The organism is Phytohabitans maris (genome assembly GCF_031085175.1).
Classification (GTDB): Bacteria; Actinomycetota; Actinomycetes; order Mycobacteriales; family Micromonosporaceae; genus Phytohabitans; species Phytohabitans maris.
In genome coordinates this window covers 118,273-133,170 of sequence record NZ_JAVHUY010000026.1, presented here as the reverse complement: position 1 = coordinate 133,170, position 14,898 = coordinate 118,273, and the positions used below count along the sequence as shown (strand labels likewise).

At 72.7% G+C, this 14,898-nt stretch carries 16 protein-coding genes; 2 read left to right on the top strand and 14 right to left on the bottom strand.

Features of this window, described 5'->3' with window-relative positions:
- Position 1: 1 nt before the first annotated feature.
- From RB614_RS26145 to RB614_RS26100, 10 genes are all read right to left on the bottom strand, one after another.
- A complete protein-coding gene (locus RB614_RS26145; protein WP_308715277.1) occupies positions 2-1,027 on the bottom strand; it encodes an NAD-dependent epimerase/dehydratase family protein in 1,026 nt (341 codons plus the stop codon).
- Positions 1,020-1,814, bottom strand: a complete 795-nt coding sequence (locus RB614_RS26140) for a glycosyltransferase family 2 protein (protein WP_308715276.1) — start codon at positions 1,812-1,814, stop codon at positions 1,020-1,022. The genes RB614_RS26145 and RB614_RS26140 overlap by 8 nt, the downstream gene beginning before the upstream one ends.
- Positions 1,811-3,007: a nucleotide sugar dehydrogenase gene (locus tag RB614_RS26135; RefSeq protein WP_308715275.1), complete on the bottom strand. Its 1,197-nt coding sequence runs from the start codon at positions 3,005-3,007 to the stop codon at positions 1,811-1,813. Before RB614_RS26135 ends, RB614_RS26140 begins: the two co-directional genes overlap by 4 nt.
- Positions 3,008-3,112: 105 nt before the next feature.
- On the bottom strand, positions 3,113-5,560 hold the full coding sequence (gene pheT / locus RB614_RS26130) for a phenylalanine--tRNA ligase subunit beta (RefSeq protein ID WP_308715274.1): 2,448 nt from the start codon (positions 5,558-5,560) through the stop codon (positions 3,113-3,115).
- 9 nt (positions 5,561-5,569) lie between these two features.
- Positions 5,570-6,631, bottom strand: coding sequence for a phenylalanine--tRNA ligase subunit alpha (gene pheS / locus RB614_RS26125; RefSeq protein WP_308715273.1), 1,062 nt, complete (start codon positions 6,629-6,631; stop codon positions 5,570-5,572).
- A 12-nt stretch (positions 6,632-6,643) separates the two neighbouring features.
- On the bottom strand, positions 6,644-7,477 hold the full coding sequence (locus tag RB614_RS26120; protein WP_308715272.1) for a TrmH family RNA methyltransferase: 834 nt from the start codon (positions 7,475-7,477) through the stop codon (positions 6,644-6,646).
- Positions 7,474-7,860 carry a 50S ribosomal protein L20 gene (rplT, locus tag RB614_RS26115; RefSeq protein WP_308715271.1) on the bottom strand — a complete coding sequence of 129 codons (387 nt, stop codon included), beginning with the start codon at positions 7,858-7,860 and terminating at the stop codon, positions 7,474-7,476. The genes RB614_RS26120 and rplT overlap by 4 nt, the downstream gene beginning before the upstream one ends.
- A gap of 33 nt (positions 7,861-7,893) precedes the next feature.
- A complete protein-coding gene (gene rpmI, locus RB614_RS26110; RefSeq protein ID WP_308715270.1) occupies positions 7,894-8,088 on the bottom strand; it encodes a 50S ribosomal protein L35 in 195 nt (64 codons plus the stop codon).
- 19 nt (positions 8,089-8,107) lie between these two features.
- Positions 8,108-8,719, bottom strand: a complete 612-nt coding sequence (infC, locus tag RB614_RS26105) for a translation initiation factor IF-3 (RefSeq protein ID WP_308715269.1) — start codon at positions 8,717-8,719, stop codon at positions 8,108-8,110.
- Between the two features lie 834 nt (positions 8,720-9,553).
- On the bottom strand, positions 9,554-10,045 hold the full coding sequence (locus RB614_RS26100) for a PH domain-containing protein (RefSeq protein ID WP_308715268.1): 492 nt from the start codon (positions 10,043-10,045) through the stop codon (positions 9,554-9,556).
- 234 nt (positions 10,046-10,279) lie between these two features.
- Here RB614_RS26100 and RB614_RS26095 point away from each other — a divergent pair, with 234 nt between their 5' ends.
- Positions 10,280-10,738, top strand: coding sequence for an Hsp20/alpha crystallin family protein (locus RB614_RS26095; RefSeq protein WP_308715267.1), 459 nt, complete (start codon positions 10,280-10,282; stop codon positions 10,736-10,738).
- 43 nt (positions 10,739-10,781) lie between these two features.
- Here the strand turns inward: RB614_RS26095 and RB614_RS26090 are convergent, their stop codons facing one another.
- The gene (locus RB614_RS26090) at positions 10,782-11,210 is read right to left on the bottom strand and encodes a winged helix-turn-helix transcriptional regulator (RefSeq protein WP_308715266.1); all 429 of its coding nucleotides are present in this window, start codon (positions 11,208-11,210) and stop codon (positions 10,782-10,784) included.
- A gap of 150 nt (positions 11,211-11,360) precedes the next feature.
- On the opposite strand from RB614_RS26090, the gene RB614_RS26085 reads away from it, so the two are divergent.
- A complete protein-coding gene (locus tag RB614_RS26085) occupies positions 11,361-12,287 on the top strand; it encodes an NADP-dependent oxidoreductase (RefSeq protein ID WP_308715265.1) in 927 nt (308 codons plus the stop codon).
- Between the two features lie 309 nt (positions 12,288-12,596).
- On the opposite strand, the gene RB614_RS26080 is transcribed toward RB614_RS26085, so the two are convergent.
- Genes RB614_RS26080 through RB614_RS26070 form a run of 3 tightly spaced genes read right to left on the bottom strand, consistent with a single transcriptional unit; the run spans position 12,597 to position 14,714 of the window.
- Positions 12,597-13,559 carry a DMT family transporter gene (locus RB614_RS26080; RefSeq protein ID WP_308715264.1) on the bottom strand — a complete coding sequence of 321 codons (963 nt, stop codon included), beginning with the start codon at positions 13,557-13,559 and terminating at the stop codon, positions 12,597-12,599.
- On the bottom strand, positions 13,556-14,401 hold the full coding sequence (gene hisG, locus RB614_RS26075; protein ID WP_308715263.1) for an ATP phosphoribosyltransferase: 846 nt from the start codon (positions 14,399-14,401) through the stop codon (positions 13,556-13,558). The genes RB614_RS26080 and hisG overlap by 4 nt, the downstream gene beginning before the upstream one ends.
- A 49-nt stretch (positions 14,402-14,450) precedes the next feature.
- A complete protein-coding gene (locus tag RB614_RS26070) occupies positions 14,451-14,714 on the bottom strand; it encodes a phosphoribosyl-ATP diphosphatase (RefSeq protein ID WP_428983113.1) in 264 nt (87 codons plus the stop codon).
- Positions 14,715-14,898 lie beyond the last annotated feature (184 nt).

Sequence of the window (14,898 nt, the reverse complement as noted above, 5' to 3'; positions counted from 1 at the left end):
GTCACAACCGGCCGTCGTGTACGGCTTGGGTCACCCAGGGGACGACCTCGTCGAGCATGGTGTCCAGACTGGTCGTGGCTTCGAAGCCGAGGACCTGCTTGGCCTTGGTCACGTCCGGGACCCGCTTTTGCACGTCGTACTCGAACGGATCATCCGACACGTACCGGAACGGCACCTCCGGGCCCTTGATCTTGCCCCAGATCACCTGCGCCAGCTCCAGCACCGTGGTCGACTCCGCGGTGGACAGGTTGAAATCCTCGTTCACCGCCGCCGGGTGCTCCATCGCGGTCACGATCCCAGCCGCCAGGTCACCACCGTAGGTGTAATGCCGCACCTGGTTTCCCTCACCCAGGATGTGCAACGGGTCCTGACCCTTCACGATCTTCTGCACCAGGTCCGGCACCACATGCGACATGGCCAGCTTCACATTCCCGGACAACACCTCGGCCTCACCCAACGCCCGGCCCTCACCCACCCCGACACAGTTGAACGGCCGCACGATCGTGTACGGCAACCGGTACTGCTCCCACGCCGCCCGCGCGTAATACTCCACCGCCAACTTCTGAAACCCGTACGACGACAACGGCGGCGGGACCCGACGCTCATCACCCTCCCTGGACGGCCAACGCTCGGTCGACTCGAACACCATCGACGACGACATATAGGTCACCTTCCGCAGCCGGCCGTCGCGGTGCGCCGCGATCGCCGCGTCACACGACGCCGCCATGATCCGCTCGTTCGTCGCGAGCAGGTCGTAGGCGTAGGCGTGGAAATAGGAGATCCCACCGATCATCGCCGCCCCCGCGATGAAATGATCACAATCCGCGGCCAGCTCGGTGACCAGAGCGGTGTCCCGGGCATCACCCTCCACAAACCGATACCCAGGATGATCATCGTAGCTGTGCGTGACCGGCCCGTACTTCGAGTAGTTGTCCAACCCGACCACCTCGTGGCCACGCCCGAGCAGCTCCTCGACCACATAACCGCCGATGAACCCGGCCGAACCGGTAACCAAGACCTTAGCCACTAGCGCTGTTCTCCTTTTCCAGGGTTGGGTCGGCCGGGGCCGGTATCACCGGGCCGCGGCGCGCCGCGATCTGCTCGGCCGTCAGCCGCCGGCCGTACGCGAAGAAGTACCACTTGAGGTACGAGGGCATGAACCGCCCGAGGTCGAAGCGGGACTCGCCGAGCTGGCGGTCGAGCCAGATGGTCGGGATCTCCGCGACCGGCAGCCGCATCCGGTTTGCCTTGGCGGTCAGCTCCAGCCCGATCTCGAAACCGGTGCGCGACTCGATCCCCACCGTACGCACGAACCCGGTGTCGTACGCCTTGAAGCTGTTCGTCGCGTCCCGCGTGCCGACCCGGGCGAACCAGTGCAGGGTGCGCCCCGCCCAGCGCGACATCATCCGCTTGAACCGGGGGCCGCCGACCTGCTGCCCGCCCGGCATGTACCGGGAGGCGGCCGCCACGACCACGCCCCGGTCGACGAGCCGGGCGAGGTCGTCGATCTGGCGGGGGTCGTCGGAGCCGTCGGCCATGGTGACCACCGCGACCGGCGCGGTGGCCGAGTCGATGCCGAAGCGGATCGCGTTTGCCGGGCCCCGCCCGTACGTGTTGAGGACGGTGCGGACCCGCGGGTCGGTGCGGGCGACCTCCCGCGCATACGGCACGGTGGTGTCTTCGGGCATGTCGTGCACGACGAGCACCTCGGCCGGGAGCAGCACCTCGCGGAGGATCCGGTCGAGGCAGCGGACGATCGACTCCCCTTCGTTGTAGACCGGGATGACCACCGACACCCGGGGAGTGATCGTCATACTCTCACGCCCTGCCCGGTCAGTCCCCACATGTCCACCACCGGCGTCGCCGTCTCCAGCTTCGCGTACTCCTGATGCGGGCACGCGATCACCAACAGATCCGCCCTCGACAACACCTCGCCCAACGGCAGAAACCGCTCGTCCCTGATATGCGGATCCGTGCAGAGCGTCTCCCGCGCCTTCAACGACAAGATCTTGCGCAACTTGTACGCCAACGACTCCCGCGGGTCGTCACTACCACCCTTGAACGCCATCCCCAAAATCCCCACCGTCATCGACGACAGGTCAAAACTGTCCTCCAGACGGGACACCAGATACAACGGCAAACCCTCATTGATCAACATCGCCGAGTGACCCAACACGAAGTTGTTCCGGTTGAACGCCGCCAACTGCATCGTGTCCTTGAACAAACACGGCCCCGCCGCAAACCCCGGCATCGGCAGATCCGCCGCCCGCGGATAATCAAACGTGATCGCATGCCGGATCCGCGCGAAATCCAACCCGAAATCGTTCGCCATCATCCAAAACTGGTTAGCCGTCGCGAACTTGATATACCGCCACGTATTCGTAAACAGCTTCGCCAGCTCCGCCTCCTCCGGCTCCAACGGCACGATCTGGTCCGTGAGGTGGCGGAAGAGCTTTTCCGCCCGGGCCAGTGCCTGCGGAGTGCGGGCGGAGACGATCTGCGGGAGCGCGAAGAGCTCGGTCATCGCCTTGCCCTCGGCGATCCGCTCCGGGCAGAAGGCCACGTCGACCGCGATGCCCATGCCGGCGAGCAGCTTTTCGGTCAGCGCGGTCACACCGGGGTAGACGGTCGAGCGGAGCACGACGAGCTGGCCGGGGCGCAGGTGCTCGGCGCAGCGCTCGAGGGCCCGCGGCACCGCGCCGAGGTCGGGGTTGAGGTGCTCGTCGACCGGGGTGCCGACCACGACCACGAGGTTTTCCGCCGTACCGACCGTCGCCGGCTCGGTCGAGGCGCGCAGCCGCCCGGCCGCGACGACCTCGGCGAGCACCGGAGCGGCGCCCTCCTCGTCGAAGGGGAGCGTGCCCGAGTTGACCGTCGCCACGGCGGCGGCGTTGATGTCGTACAGCGTCACCGTCAGGCCCCGCGACGCAAGCGCGATGCCCAGGGGCAGGCCCACCCGCCCGCACCCACCGACAATGCACACGTCGGTGGTGAAAGCCTCCGTCATCTCAACCCCGTTCGACGTCTCGTCAGAAATTCTGTGGCCAAGGACCAACGAAAGATACGGCCTGGCGGGTATCGGACGGAGCCCGGGGTGCCATACGGGGGCAACCTACGCGCCGCGCAGGACGGCGCCGAACCGCGTAGCTGCCTCGGCCACCGCCGCGTCACGTGCCGCGACCGCCTCCTCGACGGTGAGTGTCCGGTCGGGTGCCCGGAACGTCAGCTTGTAGGCGAGCGACTTGCGCCCCTCCCCCAGCTGCTGGGCGGAGGTGTAGACGTCGAAGAGGCGCACCGATTCCAGGAGGTCGCCGGCGCCGGCCACCAGCGCGGCCTGCACGTCGGCGGCGGGCACGGATCCGTCCACGACCAGCGCCACGTCGATCAGCGCGGGCGGGAACCCGGAGACCCGTGGCGCCGGCGCGACGCCGGCCTCGGGCAGCGCGTCGAGGTCGAGCTCCATCGCGCTGGTACGCCGGGGCAGCTCCAGCGCGGCGAGCACGGACGGGTGCAGCTCGCCGGCGTGCCCGACGGTGACCCCGTCGACGGCGATCGCGGCGCAGCGGCCCGGGTGCCACGGGGCCCGTTCGGCGGCCTCGACCGTCACCCGGTCGGCGGGGATGCCGGCGGCGGCGACGGTGATCCGGGCGGCCTCGATCGCGTCGGCCCAGCCGGCCGCGCGCCCGGCTCCCCACCAGCCGGCCGGCTCGACCTCGCCGGCCAGCACGGCCGCGGCGTGCCACGGCTGGTGCGGGACGGTCGCGTCGGCGGCGGCGAACTCCTCGTCGCTCGGGCGCCGCTCGACGCCCATCTCCGGCGGGCTGCCGGCGCCGGGGCGGGGCAGGAAGACGGTGCCCATCTCGTACAGGGCGGTGTCGCGGTGGCCCCGGCCGATGTTGCGCTTGAGCGTGCCGAGCAGCGGCGGGAGCAGCGAGGTGCGCAGCAACGGCTCCTCGTCGGAGAGCGGGTTGGCCAGCCGTACCGCCGGCCCGTCCACGGCCGAGGCACCCACGAACGGGTACGACAGCACTTCGACGTAGCCGTTCTCGGCCAGGGCGGTGGCCACCGCGCGGCGGCGGCGCTGTGCCGCGGTGAGGCCGTTGCCGGGCGGGGCGACCGGCAGGACGCTCGGCACCTTGTCGTACCCGTCGAGCCGGATCACCTCCTCGACCAGGTCGGCCGGGTCGGTGAGGTCGGGCCGCCAGGTGGGTGGGGTGACGACGAGCTCACTGTCCGACGTGGACACCTGGCAGCCGACCGCGGTCAGCGTCTCCACCACGCGGGCGGCCGTGTACGGCACGCCGGCCCGCCGGCCGGGCAGCGCGGCGTCGATCGTCAGCGGGCGGGGCGGCACCACGTGGTCGATGTCGAGCACCGTGCCGTCGGTCGCGCCGCCGCCGTACTCGACGAGGAGCGCGACCGCCCGGTCGAGGGCGACCAGCGCGACGGCGGGGTCGACGCCCCGCTCCCACCGCTTGGCCGCCTCGCTGAAGAGCTTGTGCCGGCGGGCGGTGCGGCTGACCATGACCGGGTCCCAGTGCGCCGCCTCGAAGAGCACGTCCACTGTGTCCGGTCGCACCTCGCTGCTCTCCCCACCCATGACCGCGGCGAGCGAGATGGGTCCGGTCTCGTCGCAGATCACCATGTCTTCCGCGTCGAGCACGCGGGCGACACCGTCCAGTGTGGTCAGCTTCTCCCCCGGCGTGGCCCGGCGCACCACCAGCGGCCCCCGCACGCGCGCCAGGTCGAAGGCGTGCATCGGCTGGCCCAGCTCCAGCATCAGGTAGTTGGTGATGTCGACGGCGAGGCCGAGCGTGCGGATGCCCGCGGTGGTCAGCCGCCGCCGGATGAACTCCGGCGCGGGCGCGGCCGGGTCGACGCCACGCACGGCCCGCGCCGCGAAGCGGTCGCAGCCCACCGGGTCTTCCACGACCACCGGGTACGCCGGCTCGGCGGTCGCGCCCGGCGCCGGCGCGAGCCCCGGGTCGCGGAACGGGACGGCGAACGCGTGCGACAGCTCCCGGGCGATCCCGCGCACCGACATCGCGTACCCGCGGTCGGGGGTGATCTCCAGCTCGAAGACGACGTCGTCGAGCCCCACGTACGGCCGGGCGTCTTCGCCGGGGCGCGCGCCGGACGACGGCGGGAGCACGATGATGCCGGCGTGCTCGTCGCTGACGCCGATCTCCCGAGCGGAGACGATCATGCCGGCCGACATCCGCCCGTACGTCTTGCGGGCGCCGATCTCGAATCCGCCGGGGAGCACGCCACCGGGCAGGATCACCGCGACCAGGTCACCGGGGGCGAAGTTGCTGGCCCCGCAGACGATCTCCTGCGGCCGCTCCCGCCCGACGTCCACCAGGCAGAAGCGGATCGGCTTCTTGAAGCCGGTCAGCTCCTCGATCTCGGCGACCCGCCCGACGACCAGGTCGCCGGTGACCGTGGCGGCCTGGTCGACGACCGCGTCCACCTCGATGCCGAGGCCGACGAGCGCCTCCGCGACGTCGGCGCCGGGCGGCAGGTCGACGTACTCGCGCAGCCAGGAAAGTGGAATCCGCACCGTGGCCCCCTAGACCGCCATGCCGAACGCGCGGGTGAACCGCACGTCGCCCTCGACCATGTCGCGCATGTCGCTCACCCCGTGCCGGAACATCAGCGTCCGCTCGACGCCCATCCCGAACGCGAAGCCGGAGTACCGGTCCGGGTCGATGCCGCAGGCGCGCAGCACGCGCGGGTTGACCATGCCGCAGCCGCCCCACTCCACCCACTGTGGACCGTCGCGGTGCTGCGGGAACCAGACGTCGAACTCGGCCGACGGCTCGGTGAACGGGAAGTAGTGCGGCCGCCACCGGGTCTTCGCCTCGGCCCCGAACATGGCGCGGGCGAAGTGGTCGAGCGTGCCGCGCAGGTGGGCCATCGTGATGCCCTCGTCGACCACGAGCCCCTCGACCTGGTGGAAGACCGGCGTGTGGGTGGCGTCCAGCTCGTCCGTCCGGTACACCCGGCCGGGCACCACCACGTAGATCGGCGGCTGGCGGGTGAGCATCGTGCGGGCCTGTACCGGCGAGGTGTGGGTGCGCAGCACGAGACCGGGCGTCCGCACGTGGAACGTGTCCATCAGCCCGCGCGCCGGGTGGTCCGGCGGGATGTTGAGCGCGTCGAAGTTCGCCCACTCGAGCTCCAGCTCGGGGCCCTCGGCGATCTCGTACCCCATGCCGACGAAGAGGTCGCCGATCCGCTCCATCAGCGTGGTCAGCGGGTGGCGGGCGCCGCGCGGGCGGCGGTCCCAGGGGAGCGTGACGTCGACCCGCTCCTCGGCGAGGATCCGCTCGGCCTGGAGCCGCTCCAGCTCCTCCGCCCGCGCGTCGAACGCCGCCTGGATCGCGGCGCGGGCCTGGTTGACCCGCTTGCCGGCGTCGGCCTTGGCGGCCGGCGGCAGCGCGCCGATCTCCCGGCGGGCCAGCGAGACCGGCGACCGGTCACCGAGGTGCAGGTGCTTGAGCCCGGCCAGCGCGTCGGGGTCGCCGGCCGCGGCGAACGCCTCCTCCGCCCTCGCGACGGCCTCGCCCAGCGCCTCCGGGTCGAGGAGCGCGACCTGCTTCGGGTCGTACGGATCGTTGCGGTACGTCACAGCCATCAGAGTCTACGGAACAGCCTCGAGCGCTCTCGCCGAGGCGTACAGGCATACCGCCGCGGCGGCCGCGAGGTTGAGGCTCTCCGCGCCGCCGTAGATCGGGACCCGCACCCGGGCGTCCGCGAGCTCGAGCAAATCGCCTGGTAGGCCGTGTGCCTCGGAGCCGAACAGCCAGGCGGTGGGGGTGGCGAGGCGGCCGGAGTCGGCGAGCGCGTCGAGGTCGGTGTCGCCGTAGCCGGTGGCGGCGAGGACGGTCAGGCCGTGCCCTTTGAGGACGGAGACCGCCGCCGCCGGATCCGGCGAGCGCACCACGTCGACGTGGAAGAGGCTGCCGGCGGAGGCGCGCACGCACTTGCCGTTGTAGGGGTCGACCGCGTCGCCGGCGAAGACCACCGCGCCCGCGCCGGCGGCGTCGGCGGTGCGCAGGACCGTGCCGGCATTGCCCGGATCCCGGATCTCCGCGAGCACCGCGGCCAGTCGCGGCCCGTGCGCCAGGGCCTTTTCCAGGGGTACGGGTTGCTGCGCGCACACCGCCACGAGCCCTTGCGGCTGGACGGTCTCGGCGAGCGCGGCCAGCGCCTCCTCGGTGACCTCGGAGATCCGGGCGCCGCCGCCGCGCGCGCTCCCCATGAGGTCCGCGAACCGGGTCAGCCCGTCACGCGTACCAAATATCTCCTGGACCACCGCGGCGGCGACCGCCTCGCGGACCGCTTGTGGCCCCTCGGCCAGGAAAAGCCCGGCGGCGTCGCGCTCGCGTCGGCGCTGGAGGCGCCGGGCAGCGACGACCCGGGGTGTCCGCACGGTGTACGGACCTTCCCCGGGTCGTGGGTGTCGCTGGGTCACGCGGCTTTGGCGCCGCCGGTGCCTTCCGCGGCGACCGCCGCGCGGGCGACCTCGACGAGCGCGGCGAAGGCCGGCGCGTCGTTGACCGCGAGGTCGGCCAGGATCTTGCGGTCGACCTCTACGCCGGCGAGGCGCAGGCCCTGGATCAGCCGGTTGTACGTGAGGCCGTTGGCGCGGGCCCCCGCGTTGATCCGGGTGATCCACAGCTGCCGGAAGTCGCCCTTGCGGTCACGACGGTCCCGGTACGCGTACTGCATCGAGTGCAGCACCTGCTCCTTGGCCTTGCGGTACAGCCGGGAGCGCTGGCCACGGTATCCGCTGGCTTCCTCCAGCAACGTGCGGCGCTTCTTCTGGGCGTTCACAGCCCGCTTGACGCGTGCCATCTCAACTCCTTCTCTCTGGTCAAGTGGCGCGCGTCAGCGGCCCAGCAGCTTCTTGACTCGCTTGACGTCAGCCTTGGCCACCAGGACGGTGCCGGACAGCCGGCGGGTGCGGGTGGAGGGCTTGCCCTCGAAGTTGTGGCGCAGTCCGGCCTGCTGCTTCAGCAGCTTGCCGCGGCCGGTCACCTTGACCCGCTTGCCCGTCCCCGAGTGGCTCTTCATCTTCGGCATGTGGAACGTCTCTCCCCTGCTACTCGCCGGGCGGTCCGGCGGGCCCGGCGTTGTCAGCCGGTGGTGCCTCGGCACCCGAATCGCGCTCGCGCCCCGGTCCCTTGGCCGCCGTGGCAGCCGCCGTGGCTGCGGCCTTGGTGGCCCGGTGCGGAGCCAGAACCATGATCATGTTGCGGCCGTCCTGCTTGGGAGCGGCCTCCACGTATCCCAGGTCCGAGATCTCGGACTCGAGCCGCCGCAGGAGCCGGTAGCCCAGCTCCGGTCGGCTCTGCTCGCGACCCCGGAACATGATCGTCACCTTGACCTTGTCGCCCGCCTTGAGGAACCGCACGACGTGACCCTTCTTGGTCTCGTAGTCGTGGGGATCGATCTTCGGCCGGAGCTTCATCTCCTTGATGACGGTCTGCTGCTGGTTACGCCGCGCTTCGCGCGCCTTCAGTGCGCTCTCGTATTTGAACTTTCCGAAGTCCATGAGCCTGCACACCGGCGGGCGCGCCATCGGTGCAACCTCGACCAGGTCCAGGTCGACGTCCGTGGCCAGCTGAAGGGCGCGCTCCAGCGGGACAATGCCCACCTGCTCACCGTCAGGGCCGACCAGTCGGACCTCACGTGCCCGGATCTGCTCGTTCACGCGTGGTTCGGCGCTGATGGGGCCTCCTCGTTTACGATCCTCGCCCGGTCGCGGTTTGCGCCGGACGTCGTGTTGCCGCCGCCCTTCGCCTCCGCGGCGTCGGGCTCCCCTCGGCCGGGTGGCCTCGGGGCCTGCCTTCGCCTTCCGGCGCACGCCGGTCGGCTCGGGCTTGGCTCGTCCCGCGCCGGCTTGATGCTCGCGCCGGCTCAGGCCTTGCTCGTTCCGCGCCGGCTCGGTGCTCGCGCCACGCGGGCTTACCTGTCCCGCGCTGGCTTGGTCAGGGCCGCGCCCGCGCGGGGCGCCGACCTCGGACGGCGCGCGCGCCGGGCGGGAGTGCTGGTGGCCGCGTGTGCCGGCTCGGCCGGCCCGGTGACGTCTCCGCCCTCGGGCTGCCCGGCGGGCGCACGCGCCGCCGCTCGGCGCGTGTGCCGGCCCAAAGCAGAAGGCCCTGGCGAAGATGCCAGGGCCCGCTCGACCGGTCGGGCGCGTCACATCACAACGCGCCGCCGGACCCGGAGAATTCCCCGAGCCGGCTGACCGGACCCGGCCGCCCCCGTGGGTGCGACTCGGGTGGGAGCAGGCGCTCCGCTTCGTGGCTGCCACCGCACGCGCGGTGACAGCTGGTCGACGCAGCAAGGTTACCAGCATGTTGTCCGGAACGCGAAAGCGGGGCTGCGCCGCCTCGTCTCTCGCCTTTCTTGGGCTGGCCCGCCGTCTCGCCCGGCCGTGCCGCCGCCTCACTCGGGTGCGTCGCTTCGCTGGGTCGCGCCGTCTCGCGCTCGGACCCGGCCGTCTCGCTACGCCGCCTCGTTCCGCTGGGGCCGCGTCGTCTCGCTACGCCGCTTCGTTTCGCTGGGGCGCGTCGCTTCGCTGGGCCTCGTCGGTTCGCTGGGCCGCTTCGAGGAGGGCGCGCAGGGCGCGGACGCCGTCGACCGCGTACCCCTTGTCGGCGGCCTGCAGCGCCATCATCGGCAGCAGGTCCTCGTCGCGCAGCTCCAGCGTGGCCCACGGGGTGCCGCGGTTGAACCGGATCGAGCGCACCATGTCCCACGGCAGGTCGTACCCGCCCACGAGGTTTCGCACCCGGATGCCCTTTTCGTCCGCCTCGACGCGCAGGCGGGTGAAGAGCAGGATGCCGAGCGCGAAGAGCACGCCGAGCCCGAACATGGCCAGCTGGTCGCCGCGCTGGAACGTGCCGTAGCCGTCGCCGGTCGAGCCGCTGAGCCCGGTGGCGACCAGCGTGAAGACCACCAGGATGGCGACCGCGAGGATCCAGGCCACGGCCCGTGCCCGCTGCGGCCGCAGGCGTACCACAGTGCTGCTCACGCTTTCCGAGTCTGCCACCCGCCCCGCGCCGGCCCTCAGGCGGCCTCGACCGACGGGGGCGGTGCGTCCCGCGACGACACGGCGCAGCACGTCCAGGGCGTGTTCGGCCTTGCGACGCCGAGGCTCGGCGAGGCCCTCGACCCGAGGGCGGCCGGCGGGAATTGAGTCGACCTGACTCAAGTTATGGAAAGTGTGCCGGCCGGTTGGGGCCGGCGCGGGACTTGAGGAGACATGATGAGCACTTTGTCGCTGTGGACCCGTCGCGACCCGTTCGCGGAGTTTGACGCGCTGGTGCGGCAGGCGTTCGGGCCGGTCGCGACCCGGCGCGGCGGCTTCGTGCCGGCAGCCGAGATCGCGCGGGACGGGGACGACGCCGTGGTACGGGTGGAGCTGCCCGGCCTCGACGCCGAGAAGGACGTCACGGTCGAGGTCGACCGCGGCCAGCTGGTCGTCCGCGGTGAGCGGCGCGACGAGCGGACCGAGGAGAAGGACGGCCGGAGCCTGCGCGAGGTGCGGTACGGCACGTTCCGCCGCTCCTTCGCCCTGCCCCAGCACGTGACCGCCGACGCGGTCAGCGCCTCGTACGACGCGGGCGTGCTGAGCGTGCGGGTGACCGGCGCCTACGCGGGGACCGCCGCCAGGCGGATCGCCGTGACCTCGGGCACCGAGGCGCCCGCCATCGAGCAGGCGTAACCAGCCACACTCACACCCCCAGGAAGAGCCCGGCCCTCCCCCATCACGGGAGGGCCGGGCTCGTGGCGTCTTCGGGCCGGCCCGCGTCGTACGCCGCGCGGGCGGCCCGCACCTGGTCCATGTGCTCCTCGGCCCAGGCCTTGATGGCGAGCATCACCGGCGCGAGGTCGCGGCCGAGCGGGGTGAGCGCGTAGTCGACGCGGACCGGCACCGTCGGCGTGACCGTGCGCGTGACCAGGCCGTCGCGCTCCAGCGTGCGCAGCGTCTGGGTGAGCATCTTCTGGCTGACGCCGGCGATCTTGCGGGCCAGCTCGCTGTGCCGCTTCGGACCGCCGCCGAGCGAGGCGAGCACGAGGCCCATCCACTTGTCGCTCAACGTGTCCAGCAGCTGGCGGGTCGGGCACTCGGCCATGAACGCGTCGTACGCCTCCCTGGCCCGCTGGCGGCGCTGCGCGGCGGTCGCGGTCGGCATGGTGGCCCCCACTCGGTGACTTAGGCACTCTCGGGTACCTACTTACCGCCAGAGACTAAGGCTCCATACGCTCGTGCCGCAAGCCGCGACGAGCCTCGTACCGCAAGCGACGACGAGCACGCCGCGAAGAGGCGAGAGAGGAGCCACGCCATGCGTGCCGTGACCATCACCGAGTACGGCGGCCCGGAGGTCCTGCGGGTCACCGACCAGCCCCTCCCCGAGCCCGGCCCGGGCCAGCTAAGGGTGCGGGTACGGGCCGCACCGGTACAGCCGGTCGACCTCGCCACCGGCGCCGGTGCCTTCGCGGACCGGGTGCCGCCGCGGCCGCCGTTCGTGCCGGGGTGGGACCTCGCCGGCACCGTCGACGCCGTGGGCGAGGGGGTCACCGGGTTCCGCCCGGGCGACGAGGTCGTGGGGATGCGCCATTGGTTCCACAGTGGAGGCGGCGGGACCCAGGCGGAGTACGCGCTGCTGGACGCCGCCCACACCGCCACCGCACCGGCCGGGGTCGAGCCGGCCGCAGCCGCCACGCTGCCGCTCAACGCGCTCACCGCCGCCCAGGCGCTCGACCTGACCGGCCTGACCGCCGGCACCATCGCGGTCACCGGCGCGGCCGGCGCGGTCGGTGCCTACGCCGCGCAGCTGGCCGTCCACCGTGGACTGACCGTCTACGCGGTGGCGGGCGCGCAGGACGAGGAGTTCGTACGCGGGATCGGCGCCGTCTTCGTACCCCGCGCCCGGAACGTCGCCGCCGCGGTGCGGGCGGCGGCCGGCGGCCCGGTGGACGCCGCCTTCGACCCGGCCTTCGCCGGCGCCCCGGTGCTGGGCGCGGTCCGCGACGGCGGCACGTTCGTCGCCGGCGCCGGCCCGCTGGCTCCCCCGCCCGAACGCGGCATCCGCACCACCGGCGTCGAGGTCGAACCCGACGGCGACCGGCTCGCCACCCTGGTCGCCCTCGCCGAGCGGGGCGGCCTCGCCCTGCGGGTCGCCGCGACGCTCCCGCTGTCCGAGGCGGCGACCGCCCACGCCCTCCTGGCCAAGGGCGGCGTCCGCGGCCGCCTGGTCCTCACCCCCTAGACGACTGCCACCTGCGGGCCGTGCCCGCCCTGCTGCGCCGCCGCCGACCCGACCTGCGGCGGCCGGCTCGGAGCGTGGCCGGTGATCGATGGCCCGCAACCGGCGTTACGCGGTGCGCGGCACCGGGCGGTCGTTGAGATCGTGGTATCCAGGTGCCCTCGCAGGGGCACCGCAATACCACGATCGCCGCGCGGCGGGTTCTCGCGCCGGGACGGGCCGGTGCCCCGTTCGTGCGTGCAGCTCGAGAGCTCCGCACATGCATGCCCGGGTCCGGCGGCGGTCCGGAATGGGGCGCGACCCTGGCGGTCGCTAGGTCCGCGGCCGGTAGGGGCGGGCGGAGCGGGGGCGGGCGCTGGCCAAAGCTACGGCCGCGACGGTCAAGGTGGCGCCGGCCAGCAGCGCGGGGGTGGCGTGGCGGCCGCCGGGGAGCAGGGTGTCCAGGAGCAGGGCGCCGGTGAGCTGCCCGGCGACCACCGAGAGGCCGGTGCGGAGGACGCCGACCGCGCGGACGCTGACCAGCAGGCAGACGACGATGACGACGCTGAGCGGGCCGCCGGCGTAGAGGTACCACTCGGTCGGGAGGCGGGTGGACCAGCCGGAGGCGAAGGCGCCGAGCAGGGCGGCGGCCAGCAGCACGGTGGGGGTGGCGCTGGCGAAGTTGACGGCGGTGCCGGCCGCGTTCGTGGTGCGGGCCGAGACCCGGCCGTTGAACGCGCCCTGCAACGCCACCGCCGCCCCGCCGAGTATCCCCAGCGCGACCATGTCCACGGCCAGGTCGCCGATCGGGCGGTCCACCTGGGCCAGGGCCACCGCGCCGACGCCGAGCAGCGCGCCGCCCACGCGCGGTGCGGTCAGCGGGAGCCGGCCGGCGGGGGCGAGGCCGGCCCGGTCGACCACGAGCCCGCCGAGGCTGCCGCCGGTCACCTGGGCGATCGTGAACGCGGCCACGCCGACGACCGGCACCGCGTACGTCGCGATGGTCACGAACGCCGCTCCGCAGGCGCCACCCAGGTAGGTCCACCAGGGCAGCTTCGCGTGCGGCAGCGCGCGCAGGCCGCGGCGCATCGAGGGCATGACCGCCAGCCCGACGACGACCACCGCGCTGCCGGTGAGGGTGCTGACCACCGCGCCGAACGAGGCGTTGCCGACCCGCTCGCCGAGCTCGGCGTTCACGACGCTCTGGACCGCCGACGAGACGCCCCCGACCGAGGCGACGGCGAGCGCCGCCCACGCGGGCAGCGTGCCGGCCGCGGGCGGGGCCAGTCGGCTCACAGCCGGCAGGCGTGGATGTCCGTCACCAGGATCGCGCGGGCGCCCAGGTCGTAGAGCTCGTCCATGATGTTGTGCACGTCGCCGCGGAGCACCATCGCCTGTACGGCCACCCATCCCTCGCGGTGCAGCGGGGAGATGGTCGGCGACTCGATGCCGGGGGTGAGCGCGGAGGCCTGGTCGAGGAGGTCGGCGCGCACGTCGTACGCGAGCATGACGTAGCGGCGGGCCACGAGCACGCCCTGCAGGCGGCGGACCAGCTGGCCCACCTGGCCGTTGGCCGGGGCGCCGGCCCGGCGGACGAGCAGCGCGGACGACTCCAGGATCGGCTCGCCGACCGGTACCAGGCCGGCCTGGCGCAGCGTGGCGCCGGTGGAGACCACGTCCGCGACGACGTCGGCGACGCCGAGCCGCACCGCGTTCTCCACCGCGCCGTCGAGCCGGATCACGTCGGCCTTGAGGCCGCGCTCGGCCAGGTGGCGCTCGACCACCCCCGGGTACGCGGTGGCGACCCGCCGGCCGCCGATCTCGTCGACGGAGGAGAGGGTCTCGGGGCGGGCGGCGTACCGGAACGTGGCCCCGCCGAAGTCGAGGTCGAGCACCTCCTCGGCCGGGCTGCCCGCGTCGACGAGCAGGTCGCGGCCGGTGATGCCGAGGTCGAGGTCGCCGGAGCCGACGTACGTGGCGATGTCGCGGGGGCGCAGGTAGAAGAACTCGACCGCGTTGCCCTCGTCGCGGCAGACCAGGTCGCGGTCGTCGGTGCGCTGGCGGTAGCCCGCCTCGCGCAGCATCTCGGTGGCGGGTCGGGACAGGGTGCCCTTGTTGGGGACGGCGATGCGCAGCATCTGGACGTGCTCCTTCGGAAAACGAGAAAGGGGACGAGGGAGGGCACGGTCACAGATGTCGGTACACGTCCTTGAGCTCCAGTCCGGTGGCGAGCATCAGCACCTGGGCCTGGTAGAGCAGCTGGGAGATCTCCTCCGCCGCCCGCTCGGGCCCCTCGTGCTCGGCCGCCATCCAGGCCTCGGCCGCCTCTTCGACGACCTTCTTGCCGATGGCGTGGACGCCGCGCTCCAGCGCCGCGACGGTGCCCGACCCGGGGGTACGGGCGGCCGCCTTGGCGGACAGCTCGGCGAACAGCTCCTCGAAGGTCTTCACGACCAGTGATTCTGTCATCCTCACCGGTCAGCGCGCCGTGACGGTGTGGTCGTCCAGATGCTGGACGCTCCCGCCGGCGGCGGAGAGGGCGTACAGCTCCAGGACGTACACGCCCGGCGCGAGCGTCAGCGTGTCTGGCGCGCTCCGGTCGGGTGCCGCGCGCGGCGAGGGCGACCACGACGGC